13 protein-coding genes are annotated in these 15,272 nt (G+C 63.7%); 5 read left to right on the forward strand and 8 right to left on the reverse strand.

The window, feature by feature from the left end:
• Window positions 1–7: 7 nt before the first annotated feature.
• The 4 genes from ACFSOZ_RS15800 to ACFSOZ_RS15815 form a co-directional block, all read right to left on the reverse strand.
• Complete coding sequence (locus tag ACFSOZ_RS15800; RefSeq protein ID WP_379099675.1) at window positions 8–1,309, reverse strand: TRAP transporter large permease; 1,302 nt, start codon at window positions 1,307–1,309, stop codon at window positions 8–10.
• Entirely contained in the window at window positions 1,306–1,824 is a 519-nt protein-coding gene (locus ACFSOZ_RS15805) for a TRAP transporter small permease (RefSeq protein ID WP_379099678.1), read from the reverse strand. The genes ACFSOZ_RS15800 and ACFSOZ_RS15805 overlap by 4 nt, the downstream gene beginning before the upstream one ends.
• 76 nt (window positions 1,825–1,900) lie before the next feature.
• Window positions 1,901–2,887 carry a TRAP transporter substrate-binding protein DctP gene (dctP, locus tag ACFSOZ_RS15810; protein ID WP_379099681.1) on the reverse strand — a complete coding sequence of 329 codons (987 nt, stop codon included), beginning with the start codon at window positions 2,885–2,887 and terminating at the stop codon, window positions 1,901–1,903.
• Between the two features lie 19 nt (window positions 2,888–2,906).
• Window positions 2,907–3,836 carry a shikimate dehydrogenase gene (locus ACFSOZ_RS15815; protein WP_379099684.1) on the reverse strand — a complete coding sequence of 310 codons (930 nt, stop codon included), beginning with the start codon at window positions 3,834–3,836 and terminating at the stop codon, window positions 2,907–2,909.
• A gap of 123 nt (window positions 3,837–3,959) precedes the next feature.
• Here ACFSOZ_RS15815 and ACFSOZ_RS15820 point away from each other — a divergent pair, with 123 nt between their 5' ends.
• Window positions 3,960–4,670: a TetR/AcrR family transcriptional regulator gene (locus ACFSOZ_RS15820; protein WP_379099687.1), complete on the forward strand. Its 711-nt coding sequence runs from the start codon at window positions 3,960–3,962 to the stop codon at window positions 4,668–4,670.
• 212 nt (window positions 4,671–4,882) lie between these two features.
• On the opposite strand, the gene ACFSOZ_RS15825 is transcribed toward ACFSOZ_RS15820, so the two are convergent.
• Both ACFSOZ_RS15825 and ACFSOZ_RS15830 read right to left on the reverse strand, forming a co-directional pair.
• Window positions 4,883–6,211 (reverse strand): VpsF family polysaccharide biosynthesis protein, encoded by a 1,329-nt coding sequence (locus tag ACFSOZ_RS15825; RefSeq protein WP_379099690.1) that lies wholly within the window; start codon window positions 6,209–6,211, stop codon window positions 4,883–4,885.
• A 1-nt stretch (window position 6,212) separates the two neighbouring features.
• Complete coding sequence (locus ACFSOZ_RS15830; protein ID WP_379099692.1) at window positions 6,213–8,321, reverse strand: exopolysaccharide transport family protein; 2,109 nt, start codon at window positions 8,319–8,321, stop codon at window positions 6,213–6,215.
• Window positions 8,322–8,570: 249 nt separating this feature from the next.
• On the opposite strand from ACFSOZ_RS15830, the gene ACFSOZ_RS15835 reads away from it, so the two are divergent.
• Entirely contained in the window at window positions 8,571–10,079 is a 1,509-nt protein-coding gene (locus tag ACFSOZ_RS15835; RefSeq protein WP_379099695.1) for a glucosamine inositolphosphorylceramide transferase family protein, read from the forward strand.
• Between the two features lie 94 nt (window positions 10,080–10,173).
• On the forward strand, window positions 10,174–11,394 hold the full coding sequence (locus ACFSOZ_RS15840) for an FAD-dependent oxidoreductase (protein ID WP_379099698.1): 1,221 nt from the start codon (window positions 10,174–10,176) through the stop codon (window positions 11,392–11,394).
• 18 nt (window positions 11,395–11,412) lie between these two features.
• On the opposite strand, the gene ACFSOZ_RS15845 is transcribed toward ACFSOZ_RS15840, so the two are convergent.
• Together ACFSOZ_RS15845 and ACFSOZ_RS15850 are read right to left on the reverse strand one after the other, a co-directional pair.
• Window positions 11,413–12,267 (reverse strand): sugar phosphate isomerase/epimerase family protein, encoded by an 855-nt coding sequence (locus ACFSOZ_RS15845; RefSeq protein ID WP_379099701.1) that lies wholly within the window; start codon window positions 12,265–12,267, stop codon window positions 11,413–11,415.
• Between the two features lie 115 nt (window positions 12,268–12,382).
• Window positions 12,383–13,462: a LacI family DNA-binding transcriptional regulator gene (locus tag ACFSOZ_RS15850; RefSeq protein ID WP_379099704.1), complete on the reverse strand. Its 1,080-nt coding sequence runs from the start codon at window positions 13,460–13,462 to the stop codon at window positions 12,383–12,385.
• A gap of 145 nt (window positions 13,463–13,607) precedes the next feature.
• On the opposite strand from ACFSOZ_RS15850, the gene ACFSOZ_RS15855 reads away from it, so the two are divergent.
• Together ACFSOZ_RS15855 and ACFSOZ_RS15860 are read left to right on the forward strand one after the other, a co-directional pair.
• The gene (locus tag ACFSOZ_RS15855; RefSeq protein ID WP_379099709.1) at window positions 13,608–14,639 is read left to right on the forward strand and encodes a hydroxyacid dehydrogenase; all 1,032 of its coding nucleotides are present in this window, start codon (window positions 13,608–13,610) and stop codon (window positions 14,637–14,639) included.
• A 398-nt stretch (window positions 14,640–15,037) separates the two neighbouring features.
• Window positions 15,038–15,253 (forward strand): CsbD family protein, encoded by a 216-nt coding sequence (locus tag ACFSOZ_RS15860; protein WP_019859538.1) that lies wholly within the window; start codon window positions 15,038–15,040, stop codon window positions 15,251–15,253.
• Window positions 15,254–15,272 lie beyond the last annotated feature (19 nt).

A 15,272-nucleotide genomic window follows, 5' to 3' on the forward strand; every position in this document is an offset into this window, starting at 1 on the left:
TCTTCGATCAGCCCTGGTAACCCAGTAGCCGCGGCAGCCAGAGCACGAGCTCCGGGAAAAAAGTGATGAGAGCCAGCGAAGCGATCATCGCCCACAGGAACGGAAGCACGTCGCGGACGATGTCCTTCAGCGGTACCTCGGCGATCCTCGTCATGATGAACAGCAGCAGACCGTATGGCGGCGTCACTAGGCCGAGCATGATGTTGACCACCACCATCACGCCGAAATGCACCATGTCGATGCCGAGCGCGCGCGCCGTCGGGATAAGGACGGGCACGATCACGAGAAGAATCGTGGTGCCTTCGAGCACGCAGCCGAGCAGCAGCAGCAGGATATTGATTAGGATCAGGAAGCCGATGGGCGACAGATCCCAGCTTGTGAGAATGACCTTGATCGAGTCCGGGATGTTTTCGACGGTGACCACATAATTGAAGACCAGGGCGCCGGCGATCAGCATGCCGATCGAGGCCGAAGTACGTGCGCTGGCCAGCACGGAATTGTAGAAGTCGGCGAAGCTGACACTGCGGTAAAGGACGACTGAGATAACCAGAGCATAGGCCGCAGCCACGGCCGCCGCTTCGGTCGGCGTGGTGACGCCGGAGTAGATGCCGCCGAGCAGGACGACCGGCATCATGAGCGAGGGGAAGGCACGCCAGGTGATGCCCGGCAGTTCGCGCAGCGGTGTCGGCGCCTCGACCGGAAAGTTGTTGCGCCGCGCCTGATAGGCCACGATCCCCATCTGCGCCGCCGCCATCAGCAGGCCGGGAATGACGCCGCCGAGGAACAGGTAGCCGATCGAGGCATCGGAGACGAGCGCATAGATGACCATGGGGATCGATGGCGGGATGATCGGCCCGATGACCGCGGTCACGGCTGTCAGCGCCGCGGCGTAGCTCGGCGTGTACTTGCCGTCCTTGGTCATCATCATCTGCATCATCTTGCCGGTGCCGGCTGCATCGGCGATGGCCGATCCCGACATGCCCGCAAAGATGATGCTCTGGACGACGTTGACGTAGGCGAGGCCGCCCCGGAACCGGCCGACCACGGCATCGCAGAAGCGCAGCAGGCGCTCGGTCATCGAGCCGATGTTCATCAGCTCCGCAGCCAGGATGAACAGCGGCACGGCGAGGATGATGTAGTTGTTGTACATCCCGTTCAGGAGCTGCTCGGCCGCCGTCCCCATGTCGAGCCCTGCCAGCAGTAGATAGAGGATCGAGCCGGCGATCATGGAGTGCCCGATCGGCAGTCCGAGGAAGGCAAGCACGGTGATCGCGACGACCGAGATCGAGAATGGGCTGGCGAGATTCATACGCCCGATCCCGCCTTGGTAGGATCGAACTCCTTTGGCGCCTTGCCGAACACGGCCTGCCAGGACAGCCAGAGGTAGCGGAGAATGACAGCCACGACGAACAGGATGTAGATCGAGAACAGCCAGTCGAAGCGGATCTTCAGATAGGCGGTCTTTTCGACCTTCATGAACGTCACGTAGTCGAGCACGGCAGGAAACGAAATCGCATAGAGTGCGATCAGCGATGCCGCCGCGATGAGGAACATGATGCGGCGAACACGCGGTGGGGCCGAGGCATAGAAGAGGTCGAAGCGGATCTCCTCCTCCTCGCGGACAACGAAGGCCGCACCCCACAGCACCAGCCAAATCCACAGGATCACGCTGATTTCGTTGGTCCAGCCGATCGGCATGTCGAGCAAGTAGCGAAAGACGATCTGCAGCAGGAAGGCCGCGAACATTGCCGCCAGCATCACTGCGAGGACGTTCTCGGCGCGCCGGTATAGCCAGCGGCCAAGGTTTCGGAGCGAAGGTGTCACGCGGGCTTCTCCGCCTGTGAAAGCCATTTCTGGAACGAGGAGGCGCGGCGGAAGTCATCTCCGCCACGCCTCCAGCTTAGAGCGCGTTGATCTTGTCGACCATGCCGGCCGGCCAGTCCTTGGCGAGGTCCGAGGACAGGTATTTCTCCTGAGCGTATTTGCGGAACGCAGCGATGTCGGGCTCGTAGAGCTTGAGGCCCTTGCCCTTGAACAGCTCGACCAGCTCCTTCTCGCGCGCAAGGTGCTTTTGCGTGCTGAATTCGATGGCTGCGTCAGCGGCGGCCTGGAACTTCGCCTGCTTCTCGGCGCCCATGTCGTCCCACACCTTCTTCGACACGGTCAGCAGATCGAAGCCGACCAGGTGCGAGGTCAGCACGATCTGCGACATGACCTCGTAGAACTTCATGTTCTCGACGTTCGGCAGCGGATTGTCCTGGCCGTCGATCGCGCCGGTCTGCAGCCCGGTGTAGACCTCGGCGTAGGCCATCGCGACGGGATTGGCCCCAAGCGCGGTGCCGAGGAACTGCCATGCGTCGCCTCCCGGCATACGCAGCTTGATGCCCGCCATGTCGGCCGGCGTGGTGATCTTCTTGTCCGGCTTGAGGCCGATCTGCCGGGCGCCGAAATAGGTCGGCCCGAGCACGCGCACGCCAAGCTGGTCTTCGGTCATCTTCTTCATCTCCGCGCCGAGATCGCCGGCGAAGAAGGTTTTCAGATGCGCGGCGTCGCGGAACAAATAGGCGGCGGTGACGATCGACCACGACGGGATCTGCTTGGAGATATCCTGCGGTGCGATGTTGCCCATCTCGAGATTGCCGCGCTGCAGGGCGACGAGCTCGGTACCCTGCTTAAACAGATTGCCGCCGTAGTAGCCCTCAAAGATGAAGTCGTCCTTGATCGAGCCGGCGAACATTTTCATCATGTCGGCGCGGATGTCCTGTTCGGAAAACACGGCCGAGAAGCGCAGCTTCGGCTTGTCCTGGGCGAGTGCCGGAAAGGCTGCCGTCGTGGCGAGCACGCCCGCCCCGACGAGGAGTTCCCGGCGTGTGGCATTGAAAGTCATGTTCTTTCCTCCCTATTGGCTAGTGTCCAAGTCCTTTGTCGGCTGGGTCACGGACGCTCCCAAAGGCGGCAAACGCCGCCTTCATCCGTTCAACATCGGGCGCAAGCCCGGTGAAAAGTTCAAAAGCCCGCACGGCCTGGAACACGGCCATTCCCTCGCCGCTGAGCGTGCGGCAACCCCGTTGCCGCGCCTCCCTGAGCAGTTCCGTTTCGAGCGGCAGGTAGACGATGTCGGCGACCCAGCACTCCGGCCGCAACAGATCGGCGGCGATCGGCATGCCGGGCAACTTTGCCATCCCGACCGGCGTCGCGTTGACGATGCCGTCTGCGCGAGCCGAGGCCGCAGCGAGGTCCGAGATGACCTCCACCTTTTGCGTGCCGCCGGCCGACCCGAGCCGCGACGCCAGCGCTTCGGCCCGATCACCCTGCAAGTCGGTCACCAGCAGCGTCTCGACGCCGCTTTCCAGCAAGGCTTGGGCCACGGCAGCGCCGGCGCCGCCGGCTCCCAGCAGCAGCACCTCCCGACGCTTCTGTCCGGCCAGCCCGTGGCGAAAACTCTCCTTGAATCCCCACTTGTCGGTGTTGTGGCCGATGCGGCGGCCGCCCCGGAACACCACGGTGTTGACCGAGCCAAGGATCTCGGCCGCCTCGGAAAGCTCGTCGAGCAGCGGGATGATTTCCTGTTTGTAGGGGAATGTGACGTTGAAGCCGGTGAAGCCGAAGTGCCCGGCAAAGGTGATGAGATCGCCCAAAGGAGGGGCAGTTTCGCCCATCGTTTCGGTATCGAGCAGCGTATAAACGCAGGAGAGCCCCTGGGCGCGGCCTTCCGCCTCGTGCATCGCCGGCGTCCTAGAAAGCTGAATTCCACGCCCGAGCAAGCCGACCAATATGCGGCGCGAACTGGGAGACGTCTCCCATTTTTCCGCAGTGGTGGTGGCCAACGAGGCCAAGCGATCCTCCCAAATCGAACTGGAGGCAACTTTGTACCAGTCAGTTAATTTCGTCAACAACTTTGTACTATTCGGTTAATTTGCTAGACTCAGATGCCGGTGCCACGATTGCGAGGAGCGGACATGAGTGACGAGATGATGCTGAACGAGAAGGCGGCGGCGGGGGGGCGCAGCGGGTGGAAGCAGGATCCCGCCGGCGTTCAAAAGAACATACTCGCGGTGGCGATGACCGAGTTTGCCGCAAACGGCCTGTCCGGCGCGCGCATCGACGAGATCGCGGCAAAGACGCATACGTCAAAGCGGATGATCTACTACTATTTCGGCGACAAGGAACGGCTCTACGGCCGGGTCCTAGAGGAAGCCTACCGGCAGGTGCGAACGGGCGAGCAGGAGCTGGAGCTTGATCACCTGTCGCCGGTCGAGGCACTGAAGCAGCTCGCCGAGTTCACCTTCGATCATCACAGCCGCCACCCGGATTTCATCAGGATCGTGATGATCGAAAACATCCATCATGGCGTGTATCTAGAACAGTCCGAGCTGATCAGGCTGTTGAATGCAGGGGCCATTCAAAAGCTTGAGGCGATTTGCCGGCGCGGGCGTGCGGATGGCCTTTTCCGTGAAGACGTGTCCCCTCTCGAACTGCACTGGCACATCAGCGCGTCGAGCTTCTTCAACGTCTCCAACCAAGCCACCTTCTCACGCATTTTTGGCAGCACGCTCTACACCGTGGATGGGCAGCGCTCGCTCCGAGATCATTTGGTGGAAATGGTCGTCGGCCTTGCGCTGAACCCCGAGCATCCGAAAGGCCGCACTCGTGGAGCCGCACGCCCCTGATCGTCGTGCTTTCCTGATATTCAGTTTTGAGAGCTGAGAGGCTGTTGCGGACCTACTTCAGACCTTGGTTCCACCGGCCTGCACGTCCTCTATCGTTCTTCGGACGCCAAAAAGCCGACAGACCGCTGGCGGCCCAATCCCGGCCATTGGCGGCAGCCGGTTTGATTGAGCTTTGTGAAACGGCTTTCCGTCCGCAATTGCCTTATAAAGGTTTAGAGCGTTTCCGCGAAAGGACGAACCGCTTTGACCGGCCTGATCACCGAACGCGCTGGCCGGTAAAGGGCGAGACAAAGCACCATGATCTTGGTGAGGAGCGTGGTCTTGGAGGAGATGCTCTCCGAGGTGTTGAGAAGAATGAGCCAGCCCACCATCGGCAGCCAGACGCCGGGATGGCAGCGGCGCGCCACCTCATGCATGAACAGCGCGAAGCTCGACATCATCAAAAGGGTGAAGAAGGCGCCCTGGTAGACCGTCATGCGGATGAATGGATTCTCGATACCCCATTCGAGGCCGTTGATGCGGCGCAGGCTCTCGACGAGGTCGACGCTCGGCCCGACGATCACATCGCGCAGTTCCAGATAGTTGAAGATCTCGAACATCTCGACGCGGGCATTGGCGCTGCCGCCATCCGAAACGAAGCGGCCGAGCAGCGCATCGAAAAAGCCCTCCGAGGCCAATATGGCGATGGCAGCCGGCAGCAGCGCGACCAGCATCATCGCCAGGGCGGCGCCGAGCAGGTTGACGCGTCCCGTGCGCAATTTTCGAAAGCCGTGGAAAAGCAGATAGCTGCCACCCAGGAGGATGGTCACCACCATCGCCGAACGGCCGCCGAACGCAACGAGTGCCGCGCATTGCAGGCCGATCATCGCCAGCCGCAGCGGAGCCGGCAGCGATCTCGCACCGCTCAAAAGGGCAAGCACGTAGATCGACGTCAGCGTGGCGTTGACAAGCGGATGCCCCTGCAGCGCGCTCGAACGCAGATCGGTGGCAAACACCTCGCCATCGAAACGATAGGGAAACACCAGTGTCTTGGTGGCGAATTCGACAAGGGCGAGCAGCGCATTGACCGTCATGACCGCGTGAATGACGGTGCGCAGCCGGGCGAATGTCCATTCGTCATCCTCGCCGAGCATGAGCACCAGCAGCCCGGAAGCCACGAACGTGTCGACCATGCCGGCCATGCCTGGACGTTGCCTGACGATGACGACGACCAGCAGCACGACGGCGATGACGATCATCAGCGCGGTGGCGGGCCGCCTGTCGGCGACGTGGACGAGGTAGCCGACCGGATTGCCGAACGTGCACGAACGCCAGGCAAACAGCAGAATAATGAGATAGGTGGAGGGATGTATCTTGGTTGCCGCGCTGCCTGACAGGCCGTCGTAATTGTAGCCCAAGAGCCAGAGCATGCCGCCCGAGACGCTGAACAGCACCACCACGGCCGCGATCAGTCCAAACTGGGTCACCGCATCGACGGAGGTGCCGGCGCGGGGCGCGGCAGCGCCGAAAGTCGAGGCGGTTCCGCTCCAGCCGGAGGCCATGTCAGGCCACCTCGTCGACCAGCAAAGCGCCTGTCGGCACCCGCCCCATGACGGAAATCGCCTGCACCGCCGCCGTCACATCGCGCATCGGCGTGGCGTTCAGCCTGGCGACGAGCACGATCTCGTCGACCATGGCGACCAGCGGCGAGGCATTCAGATTCTCGGCCAGCGCACCGCCATCGACGACGACGAGTTCGAAACTCCGGCTCGCCTGCGACAGCATGTGCTGCGCGAAGTAGACGCCGTGCGCTTCCTGGAACATCGCCTTCGGCCGGCCCCTGCCCAGCAGGGCGACGTTGCTGCCCGGGGCGTAGCGGCTGACGGCTTCAAACGCATACTCGCCGCGCAGCACATCGAGTATGCCCGGCTGCGGGTCCTTCTGGCCGTTGCCGGTGTTGGTATCGACGAACAGGACCCGGCTGCCCCTGGCCGCCGCGGCGTTTGCGATGAGCCGTGCGATCCTGTTGCGTTGCTGGCCATCTTCCGGCGGCGACGTCACCAGGATCGACGGCACCAGCGGCCAATCCGGCGGACGCCGGCCGGAACTGAACATGCGCCGGAGCGCGAGACCGACGACAGCGTCCGTCTTCTGGCTGGACGCGACGGCCGGGCTCGTGCCGAAAGGCCACCAGCGCCATCCTGCCTTTCTTCCCGCCGGCAGGATGCCAAGCACGGGGGCATCGATGGTGAATTGCATCTGGTTGCTGGAAAGCACTGTCGGCGAGGAGTACTCGGCGATCAGCGCCAGGCCGGTGCCCAGCCCCAATCCGCCAAACACGGCGCCAAGCAAAAGCAGCCCCAGCGGCGGCCAGCTCTTTTTTTGCGCCGGCATGGCATCCGAAATGACACGCGCGTTGGTGCTGTCGACATTGATCTGCTCGCGCGTTTCCTGGGCCCGCTGCAGGTAGGTTGCGTAGACCGAACGAACCGCCTCGAGATCGCGCTGCAATTCGCGCAGCCGCACGGATGCCTGGTCGGTGTCGAGCGATTTGTTCTTGAGGCCGGCGACCTTCGCTTCCAGCGCCTGCTGGTTGGCGAGCGCCCGCACGTAGTCGGTCTCGGCGGCCGTCTGGATCCGGCCGAGCTCGCGCGCGATCAGCTGCCGCGTGTCACGCAGCTGCTGCTGCGCGGCGATCATCGACGGATGGCGCGGTCCCAGTTCCGTGCCAAGCTGCGAGACCTGGTCGACAAGCGTTGCCTCCTGTGACCGCAGGCTCGAAATCACCGACGAGCGCATCGCTTCCGAGGTTGCGTCCGACGTGCCGCCCTGCCTGCGCATCTGGTCGACCTGCGCCTTCAGCGTCGCGGTGCGGCTTTGCGCCGCCGACAGTTGCGTGTTGAGCTCGGTCAGTTCCTGGTCGCTGACCAGATTGCCGGCTGTCATCACCATGTTGTTGGCCGACTTGTAGGCCTCGACGGCATTTTCGGCTTGCTGGACGCGCTTGCGCTGTTCGTCCAGCCGCGCGGTGATCGACGCCGAGGCATCGGTGGCGGATTTTGCGCGCGCGCTCGCCTGGTCGGCCAGATAGGCTTGTGCGATGGCATTGGCCAGAAGGGCTGCCTTGTCGGCGCTCTTGGCGGTGACGATGACGTCGATGACCAGGACCTTGTCCGCCCGCTTCACCGCCAGGCGCCGGCGCAGGCCGTCGAGCGTCTGCACCGTCCTGTCGGTCGCGGCCGGACCCGAACCGAGGACGCGGGACAGCATGCCCTGCCCGTTGAATTCCGGGTCTTCCGTCAGATTGGTTGCCTTGATCGCCCGCAGCAACACGCCGGTCGACTGGACGACGCTGACCTGGCTTTCAACCTGCGTGATGCCGCCGTCGGGCGCCAGCCCGCTCGGATTGATATCGTTGGTGACGACTTGCAGGTCTTGCGGATCGATGATGATTTCCGCCACCGAGCTGTAGAGCGCGGGGGTGAGCAGCCCGTAGAGCAGGGTTGCGAGCGTCAACAGCACGGCGGTGCCGATGATCCAGAGGCGACGGCGCACCAAAATGCGCTTCAGATCGCCAAGCTCGACAGTCGAAGGTGCGTAAGATCCCGCTGATTCCACCGATCCCGCTTCCGGAAAGTATTGCTGAGGCACCACGGGCAGAGATGATAGCATAGCTGCCTCCTACAATACTCCATTTGCCTGCAAGACAAAATTGCGGCGTGAGCCTAGCTATTCCTCCAATTGTTAAAACATTATTAATTATGTTCGGAGCGCGCATGAATTTTGGCACGGAGTTTGCTTAGAACGAAAACGGAGTGTTGAGATTGCAAAACTGAGCAGGAGACGGGCATAGATGGTGCAACACTTCAACCGGGCCGGCCGCGTCGGCAACGACATTCGCCAAACCGTCGGGCGTTCGATATGCGGGTAAGCCTTCGCCTGGACAGCCAATGCGTCCGCGCTTTTCATGTCACGTTGCTTCAGCGCCTGGCCTCGCTTCCGGGGGTGACGCTGTTCGTCGACGCCCGGCCGGCTGGCGGCGGCATCCCGCGCAGCGCCGAGGCCTTGTTCCAGCTTGAAACAGCGATACATGGCTTGCCCCGCAATGGGCTGGCCAGGCATGTGCCACTTTCGCAACTCGCCCCCTACCGCACGGAGCGGCCCTCACCCGACCTGGTGCTCGACCTCTGTGGTGACGTCAGCCTGGAAGGCACGCGAGTCTGGCGCGTCACCTACGATGGCGCCAGTGGAGAAGCGGCCCTGCTGGGCTTGATCCTCAACGGCCAGACACCGCTTGCCCGGATCGAGGAAGACGGCGTTGCGATTGCCGCCGGGCGCCTGGGCACCGAGTATGGCAGCATCGCACTGGCTTCCTTCCAGGACATGCTGGCGCGCACGGCGAGCCTGATCGTCGCGGCGATGACAAGCGCGGCCAAGGCCGTGCCGGTGCTGCCCGAACCGACGCAAACGGGTGCCCCACCGCCAATGCCCTCGGCCGGCAAGCTTGCCGTCAGGGCGGGCAAGGCTTTGGCGCGGCGGATCGTCCAGAAGATCTACCATCTTTGCTACAACGCCCCGCACTGGAAGGTCGGCTGGCGGCAAGCCGGCGGCCAGGACCTGTACGACCTGCGCGCGCATCCGGCATCGGGCTGGCAGGTGCTGCCGGACGATGGCAGCCGCTTCTACGCCGATCCATTCCCGATCGTTTACCGGGGCCAGGTCACCCTGTTCGTCGAGGACTATATCCACCGGCTCGGCAAGGCCATCATCTCCGCCGTGCCCTTCGGTCCGGCAGGCCCGCTCGGACGCCCCGAGCCCGTGCTCGAACTGCCCTACCATCTCTCCTACCCCTTCGTCTTCGAGCGCGACGGCGAGGTCTGGATGGTGCCGGAAAGCTGCGCCAACGGCACGGTCGATCTCTACAGGGCGACAGCGTTCCCGGGTGGCTGGGTCAAGGAAGCAACGCTTCTGTCCGGCGTCGTCGCCAGTGACGCCACTTTGGTCGAGCATGGCGGCCGCTGGTGGATGTTCGCCACCGTCTGGGATGGTGAAGGTGCAGGCGCCTTCTCCGACGCGCTTCATCTGTGGTCGGCGCCGGATTTTCGCGGCCCCTGGACGCCGCATCCGCACAATCCGGTGCTGATCGACATCGCCTCGGCGCGCCCGGCCGGCCGCATGGTGAAACGCGGCGGCCAATTGCTGCGACCGGTGCAGGATTGCCGCAGGAGCTATGGCGCGGCTCTCGGCATTGCACGCATTTCTCACCTTGATTTGATCGGCATGGAGCAGGTCGTTGAGACGATCTTAAATCCCGGTGCGCTATGGGGTGGGCGCAAGCTGCACACCCTCAACGAGGCGGGCGGCTTCGAGTTCATCGACGGTTCGGCGATCGCACCGCGCTGGAAGCAGAGAGGCGGCGGCCGGTATTAACCTAGAGATTGGTTACCACCAGTCGCGCGCGCAGGTTGCTTGAGGTTGATTTGGGTCCGGGCGTATTTTCCACCAGAGATTGCAGAGCAGGAAGATGACGAGCAGAAAGGGCAGCGAAATGACCATCGCAGGGGCTGGCCCAGCCGAAGTCGACGTGGCCATCGTCGGCGCCGGACTGGCCGGTACGACCTTGGCAACGGTGCTTGGCAGAGCCGGCCGCAAGGTGGCGTTGATCGATCCGCACCAGACCCATCCCGATGAGTTCCGGGCCGAGAAGCTTGGCACCGGCCAATCGCGTCTGTTCGAGAAATTGGGACTCGACTCGATCGTCCTGCCGCTGATGACGGCGATGGACGACATCCATGTCTTTCGCCTTGGCCAATTGTTCTCACGCGATCGGCGCCTGGAACACGGATTCTCCTATGGCGCCCTGATCAATGGCTTGCGAGCCGCCTTGCCGCGCGAGGTGCCGGTGACCGTGGCCAAGGTCGCCGAGATCACCACCGGACCCGACAAGCAGCGGCTTGTTCTGAACACCGGCGCTGTCATCGAGGCCAGGCTGGTCGTGGTGGCCACCGGCCACAGCGAGGCGGTGCGGCGCGCCGTCGGCGTCCGTCGCATCGAGGAATCCAAGGCTCATTCGCTTTCGATTGGATTCGATCTTGCCACGCCGCCGGGCGAATGCGGCTTTCAGGCCGTGACTTGTTTCGGCAGGCGAGCCGAAGACCGGGTCGCCTATCTCAGCGTGTTTCCCATCGGCGGCGTCATGCGTGGGAACATGTTCGTGTATAGGCAGGCGGGCGAGCCTTGGACAAAGGCATTCCGCAAGGACCCGCAGAAAATGCTTTGCGAACTCATGCCGGAGATCGCGGCGCAGTGCGGGAACTTCAAGATCGACGAACCTGTCGAGGTCAGGCCGATCGATCTGACGCGGACGGAAGGGCATCGGCGTGACGGGGTTGTCTTCGTCGGCGACGCCTTCTGTACGACATGTCCAACGCCGGGCGTCGGCATCGAGCGGGTGATGACCGATGTCGATCAGCTCCATTCGGTGCACATTCCGCGCTGGCTCGAAACACCAGGCATGGCGGCTGACAAGATCAGCGCCTTCTATGACGACCCGGTCAAGGTCGCCGCCGATGAGAACGGCATGCGGGTGAGCTACTATGCCAGGGAGATCACCACCGCCACAGGGCTGGAATGGCGCATCCGCCGCCTGCGCAACAACACCGCCCGCCAGCTGATGATCGTCGGCCGCAAGATGAGGCATTTGGGACAGCGGCGGGCAAATTCTGTCAGCGGCGAAGCGTCGTAGAACAACCCCGTCGCCCGGTCACCCCAGCGTCAATCCAGCCTTCCGCGCCTCCTCGCGCAGGAACGGCAGCCCGACGCCAATCACATCGTCCGGATTGTCGGCCACCGGCCGCCACACCGCCAGCCCGCCGGCAATGTCGACATCGACATGGTTCATGCTTTCGAGCGTAATGGCGCCGGTGTAGCCGATGGCGGCGATCGCCTTCATGCAGGCCGCCCAGTCGAGCATGCCGCGCCCCGGCACGCCGCGATTGGCTTCGGAGACATGGACGTAGCCGAGATAGGGCGCCGCGGCGCGGAAGCCAGTCTCGAAACTCTCCTCCTCGATATGCATGTGGTAGGTGTCGAGATGGATGAAGATGTTGTCGGCGCCGACGCGCTCGATGATGTTGGTAGCGTCGATGCCGCGATTGATCAGATGCGTTTCGTAGCGGTTGCAGGGCTCGATGCCGAGCTTCAGCCCATGCGTCTTGGCGGCCTTGGCGGCGCGCGCGAGGAAGCTGCACATGCCGTCGATTTCGCCCACTGTCGGGGCGCGTCCGGACGTCTTGCCGATCGTGCCGTAAGTGACGCCGCCGAGCGCTTCACTGCCCACCGCTTCGCAGACGGAAAGGGCCGGTTCCAGGAAAGCCAGCGCCTCGTCCGGCCGCGCCACCACGTCGAGCGCCGCCGGCAGGCCGAGCGACGGGATCAGTTCGACGCCTTGCCGCTCGGCGAAGGCGCGCGTGCGTTTGGTGTCGATCTCCTCGGGGCGCAGCAGCGGGATTTCCAGGAGGCCGATGCCGAGCCCCTTCAGCCGCTCCATCTGCGGTTCGATCAGGTCGAGGTCCCAGACCGGTGCGATGGCGAACGTGTGCAGTCCAAAAACATTCATCAGCTCTAGCCTCTCTGGTCGTGCGCCGCCGCGGCGCTGGTGTCGCCGATGCCGACGATGCGGCCGACGACTTCATTCGGCCAGGTGCAGCGCTACTGCCTGTCGACAATGGGGGCTATTGTCGGTTTCCTCCCCCGGAATGCGGGCCGTTGCCTGGCGAGCCAACCGATTCCCGCATCAAAACCTGGCAAGGTTCGAGCCGCGCTCGCGGCGGCCCGTCCCCACCTTCAATCCTGGCAAACAACGCCTCCATGGCGTGGCCGGCGATCTGGTGCACCGGCTGCACCACGGCGGCGATGGCCGGCCATGTCACCTGCATCCATTCGGCATCGTCGAAACCGACCAGCGAAATGTCGTTGGGGCAGTGCCAGCCGCGCCGGCGGAATTCGGACAGCGCCACCAGCGTGCCCTTGAGGAACAGCGAATAGACGGCCGTCGGGCGTTGGCCACCGGCCTTCCCCTCGCACTTGTCGAAGTAGTCGCGCAATTGTGCCCGCAGCGGTTCGACAGTGCTTTCGGCGAGCACGACGTCGATGCGCATGTCCGGCGCCAGCGCCAGCGCGGTGCCGCGAAACCCGTCGAGGCGGGCGCGCACGGTGGCCGCCTGTTCGCCCAGGCCGATGACCAGGATGTGGCGATGACCCTTGCCGATCAGTTCGCGCGCCACCTCGGCACTTGCGGCCGCACTGTCGGCCGAAACCGTGTCGAAGGCGTCGTCGGACAGCACGCGGTCGATCAGCACGCCGGTCATGCCATTGGCCTTCATGAATTCGGCCGCCGGGCCATGCTCGTTGCGCACTGGCGCCAGCACCACGCCGGCGACGCGCCAGTCATGCATGCGTTCGAGGATTTCCTTCTCGCGCGCTTCGGATTCGCGGCTCGAGGCGGCGACCAGCGTGTAGCCGCGCTGCTCGGCCAGGCTTTCGAGCTGGGTGACCATCTGGCCGAAGAATTCGCTCTCGAACTCGGGCATGATGGCGCCGATGATGCGGCGCTTGGCCCGCCGCATGTCGGAAGCCAGCGGATCGACACGGTAGCCCAAATGCTCGACGGCATCGAAGACACGCTGCGCATTCTCGGGCTTCACCGTGGTGACGCCGGCCATGACCTTGGAGACGGTGGCGGCCGACACGCCGGCACGGCTTGCCACGTCATGGATCGACGGACGCCGCTGCTGGCCCTGCCTATGCGCCATTGGTCCTCCTCCCGAGGCGCGAACGTCAGCATTTTTCGTCCGCTGCCAAAATGAGTAAATCGATTTTTCGCGGTTGTAAATCGTTTAATCGGAGGTAATTTACACACCGAGAAGGCGCGGTCGGATCGCGCCGGGAGGAATTGCCATGTCCAACAGCGCCTTGCCGCTGGTCATCAGCGCGCCGGAACCACGCACGCTCGACCTCATCTTCACGCCGCCGCAGCTGGCGCGCTTGCGGAAAAAATACCGCATCGTCGAGACCACGCCCGACGGCGTGGCGACGCTGCCGGCCGATGTGCTGGCTGAAGCCCGCTACATCGTCGGCCAGCCGCCGATCACGCCTGAAATGCTGGACGCGATGAAAACGCTGCGCTGCGTCTTCAATGTCGAGACCAATTTGATCAACAACATGCCCTACGAGACGCTGTTTGCGCGTGGCATCCATGTCGTCACCACCGGCCTGGTCTTCGCCGAGCCGGTGGCCGAGCTTGGCCTGGCCATGGCGCTCAACCTCGCCCGCAACATCGTCGACGCCGACCTCGCCTTTCGCCAGGGCAAGGAACTGTGGGGCGGCGACGGCAACCAGACCGCGCGGCTGCTGTCGGGCGCCGATGTCGGCATCGTCGGCTTCGGCGATCTCGGCCGCGCGCTGAACCGGCTGCTGTCGGGCTTCCGGACCCGCACCAAAGTCTTCGATCCCTGGCTGCCGCCGTCGATCCTCATCGACAATGGCGTCGAGCCGGCCGCGCTCGACGAGGTGCTGTCGCAGAGCGATTTCGTCTTCGTCGTCGCCTCGGTGACCAGCGAGAACCAGGGCTTTCTTGGTGCCGACGCCTTTGCCAGCATGCGCAAAGGCGCCGCCTTCATCCTGCTCAGCCGCGCCGGCGTCGTCGACTTTCCCGCGCTGATGGCGGCGGTGAAAAGCGGCCACATCGTCGCCGCCAGCGATGTCTTCCCGGAAGAGCCGCTGGCGCCCGACCACCCCGTACGTGCCCTGCCCGGCTTCCTGCGCTCGGCCCATCGTGCCGGCGCCCTCGACATCGCCTTCAAGCGCATGGGCGACATGGTGCTGGAGGACATGGACCTGATCGACCGCGGCCTGCCGCCGCTACGTTCCAAGCGCGCCGAGCGCGAGACCGTGTCGCACATGCGCTCGAAGCCGGTTGACAAGAATTGACGGGAGAAGTTGGAGCCCGCTCATCCTGAGGTGGCCGAAAGCCACCCCAGCGCCGGAACCTTTTGCGCGGCGTTTGCGTTCTTCACCCGGATCGTTTCCCATTCGATCCGGAGTTCCTCCAATCAAATGCCCCGTCAGGCTCCGGCCGGCGGGGTTTTTTTCATCTGCGCGGCCAGGACCGAACGCACCGGTTTCTTAGTTTTTCGGAACAATCGTCCCGCCGTGAAGTTTTGAAAGCAGCCGGGCGGTGGGAAGCCCGGTCTACTCCAGAAGGCCTGTCACGATTCGCGTCGGTGGCGGGCCTTTTCGTTTTCGTCCCCTCGCGGCATGCGGAACCTTCCGAACAAGGCGACGTTGGTCCTCGCCGGTCAGGCAACAATCCGCGAAAGGAAAACTCGATGGGAAGCACCAGCGACAAGGCTTCGGGTCTCGCCAATCAGGCGGTAGGCAAAGCCAAGGAAGGCGTCGGCAAGGCCGTCGGCAATGACCGTCTGCGGGCCGAAGGCGCCGCGCAGGAAGCCAAGGGCAAGGTCCAGAAGGCCGTTGGCGACGCGAAGTCCGCCGTCAAGGACGCGACAAACAAGACAGCGGCTGCGATCAACAAGAACCTCTGAGCGTTCTTTGCCCTTTGTA

The organism is Mesorhizobium newzealandense (assembly GCF_042682145.1).
In the GTDB taxonomy this organism is placed as follows: domain Bacteria; phylum Pseudomonadota; class Alphaproteobacteria; order Rhizobiales; family Rhizobiaceae; genus Mesorhizobium; species Mesorhizobium newzealandense.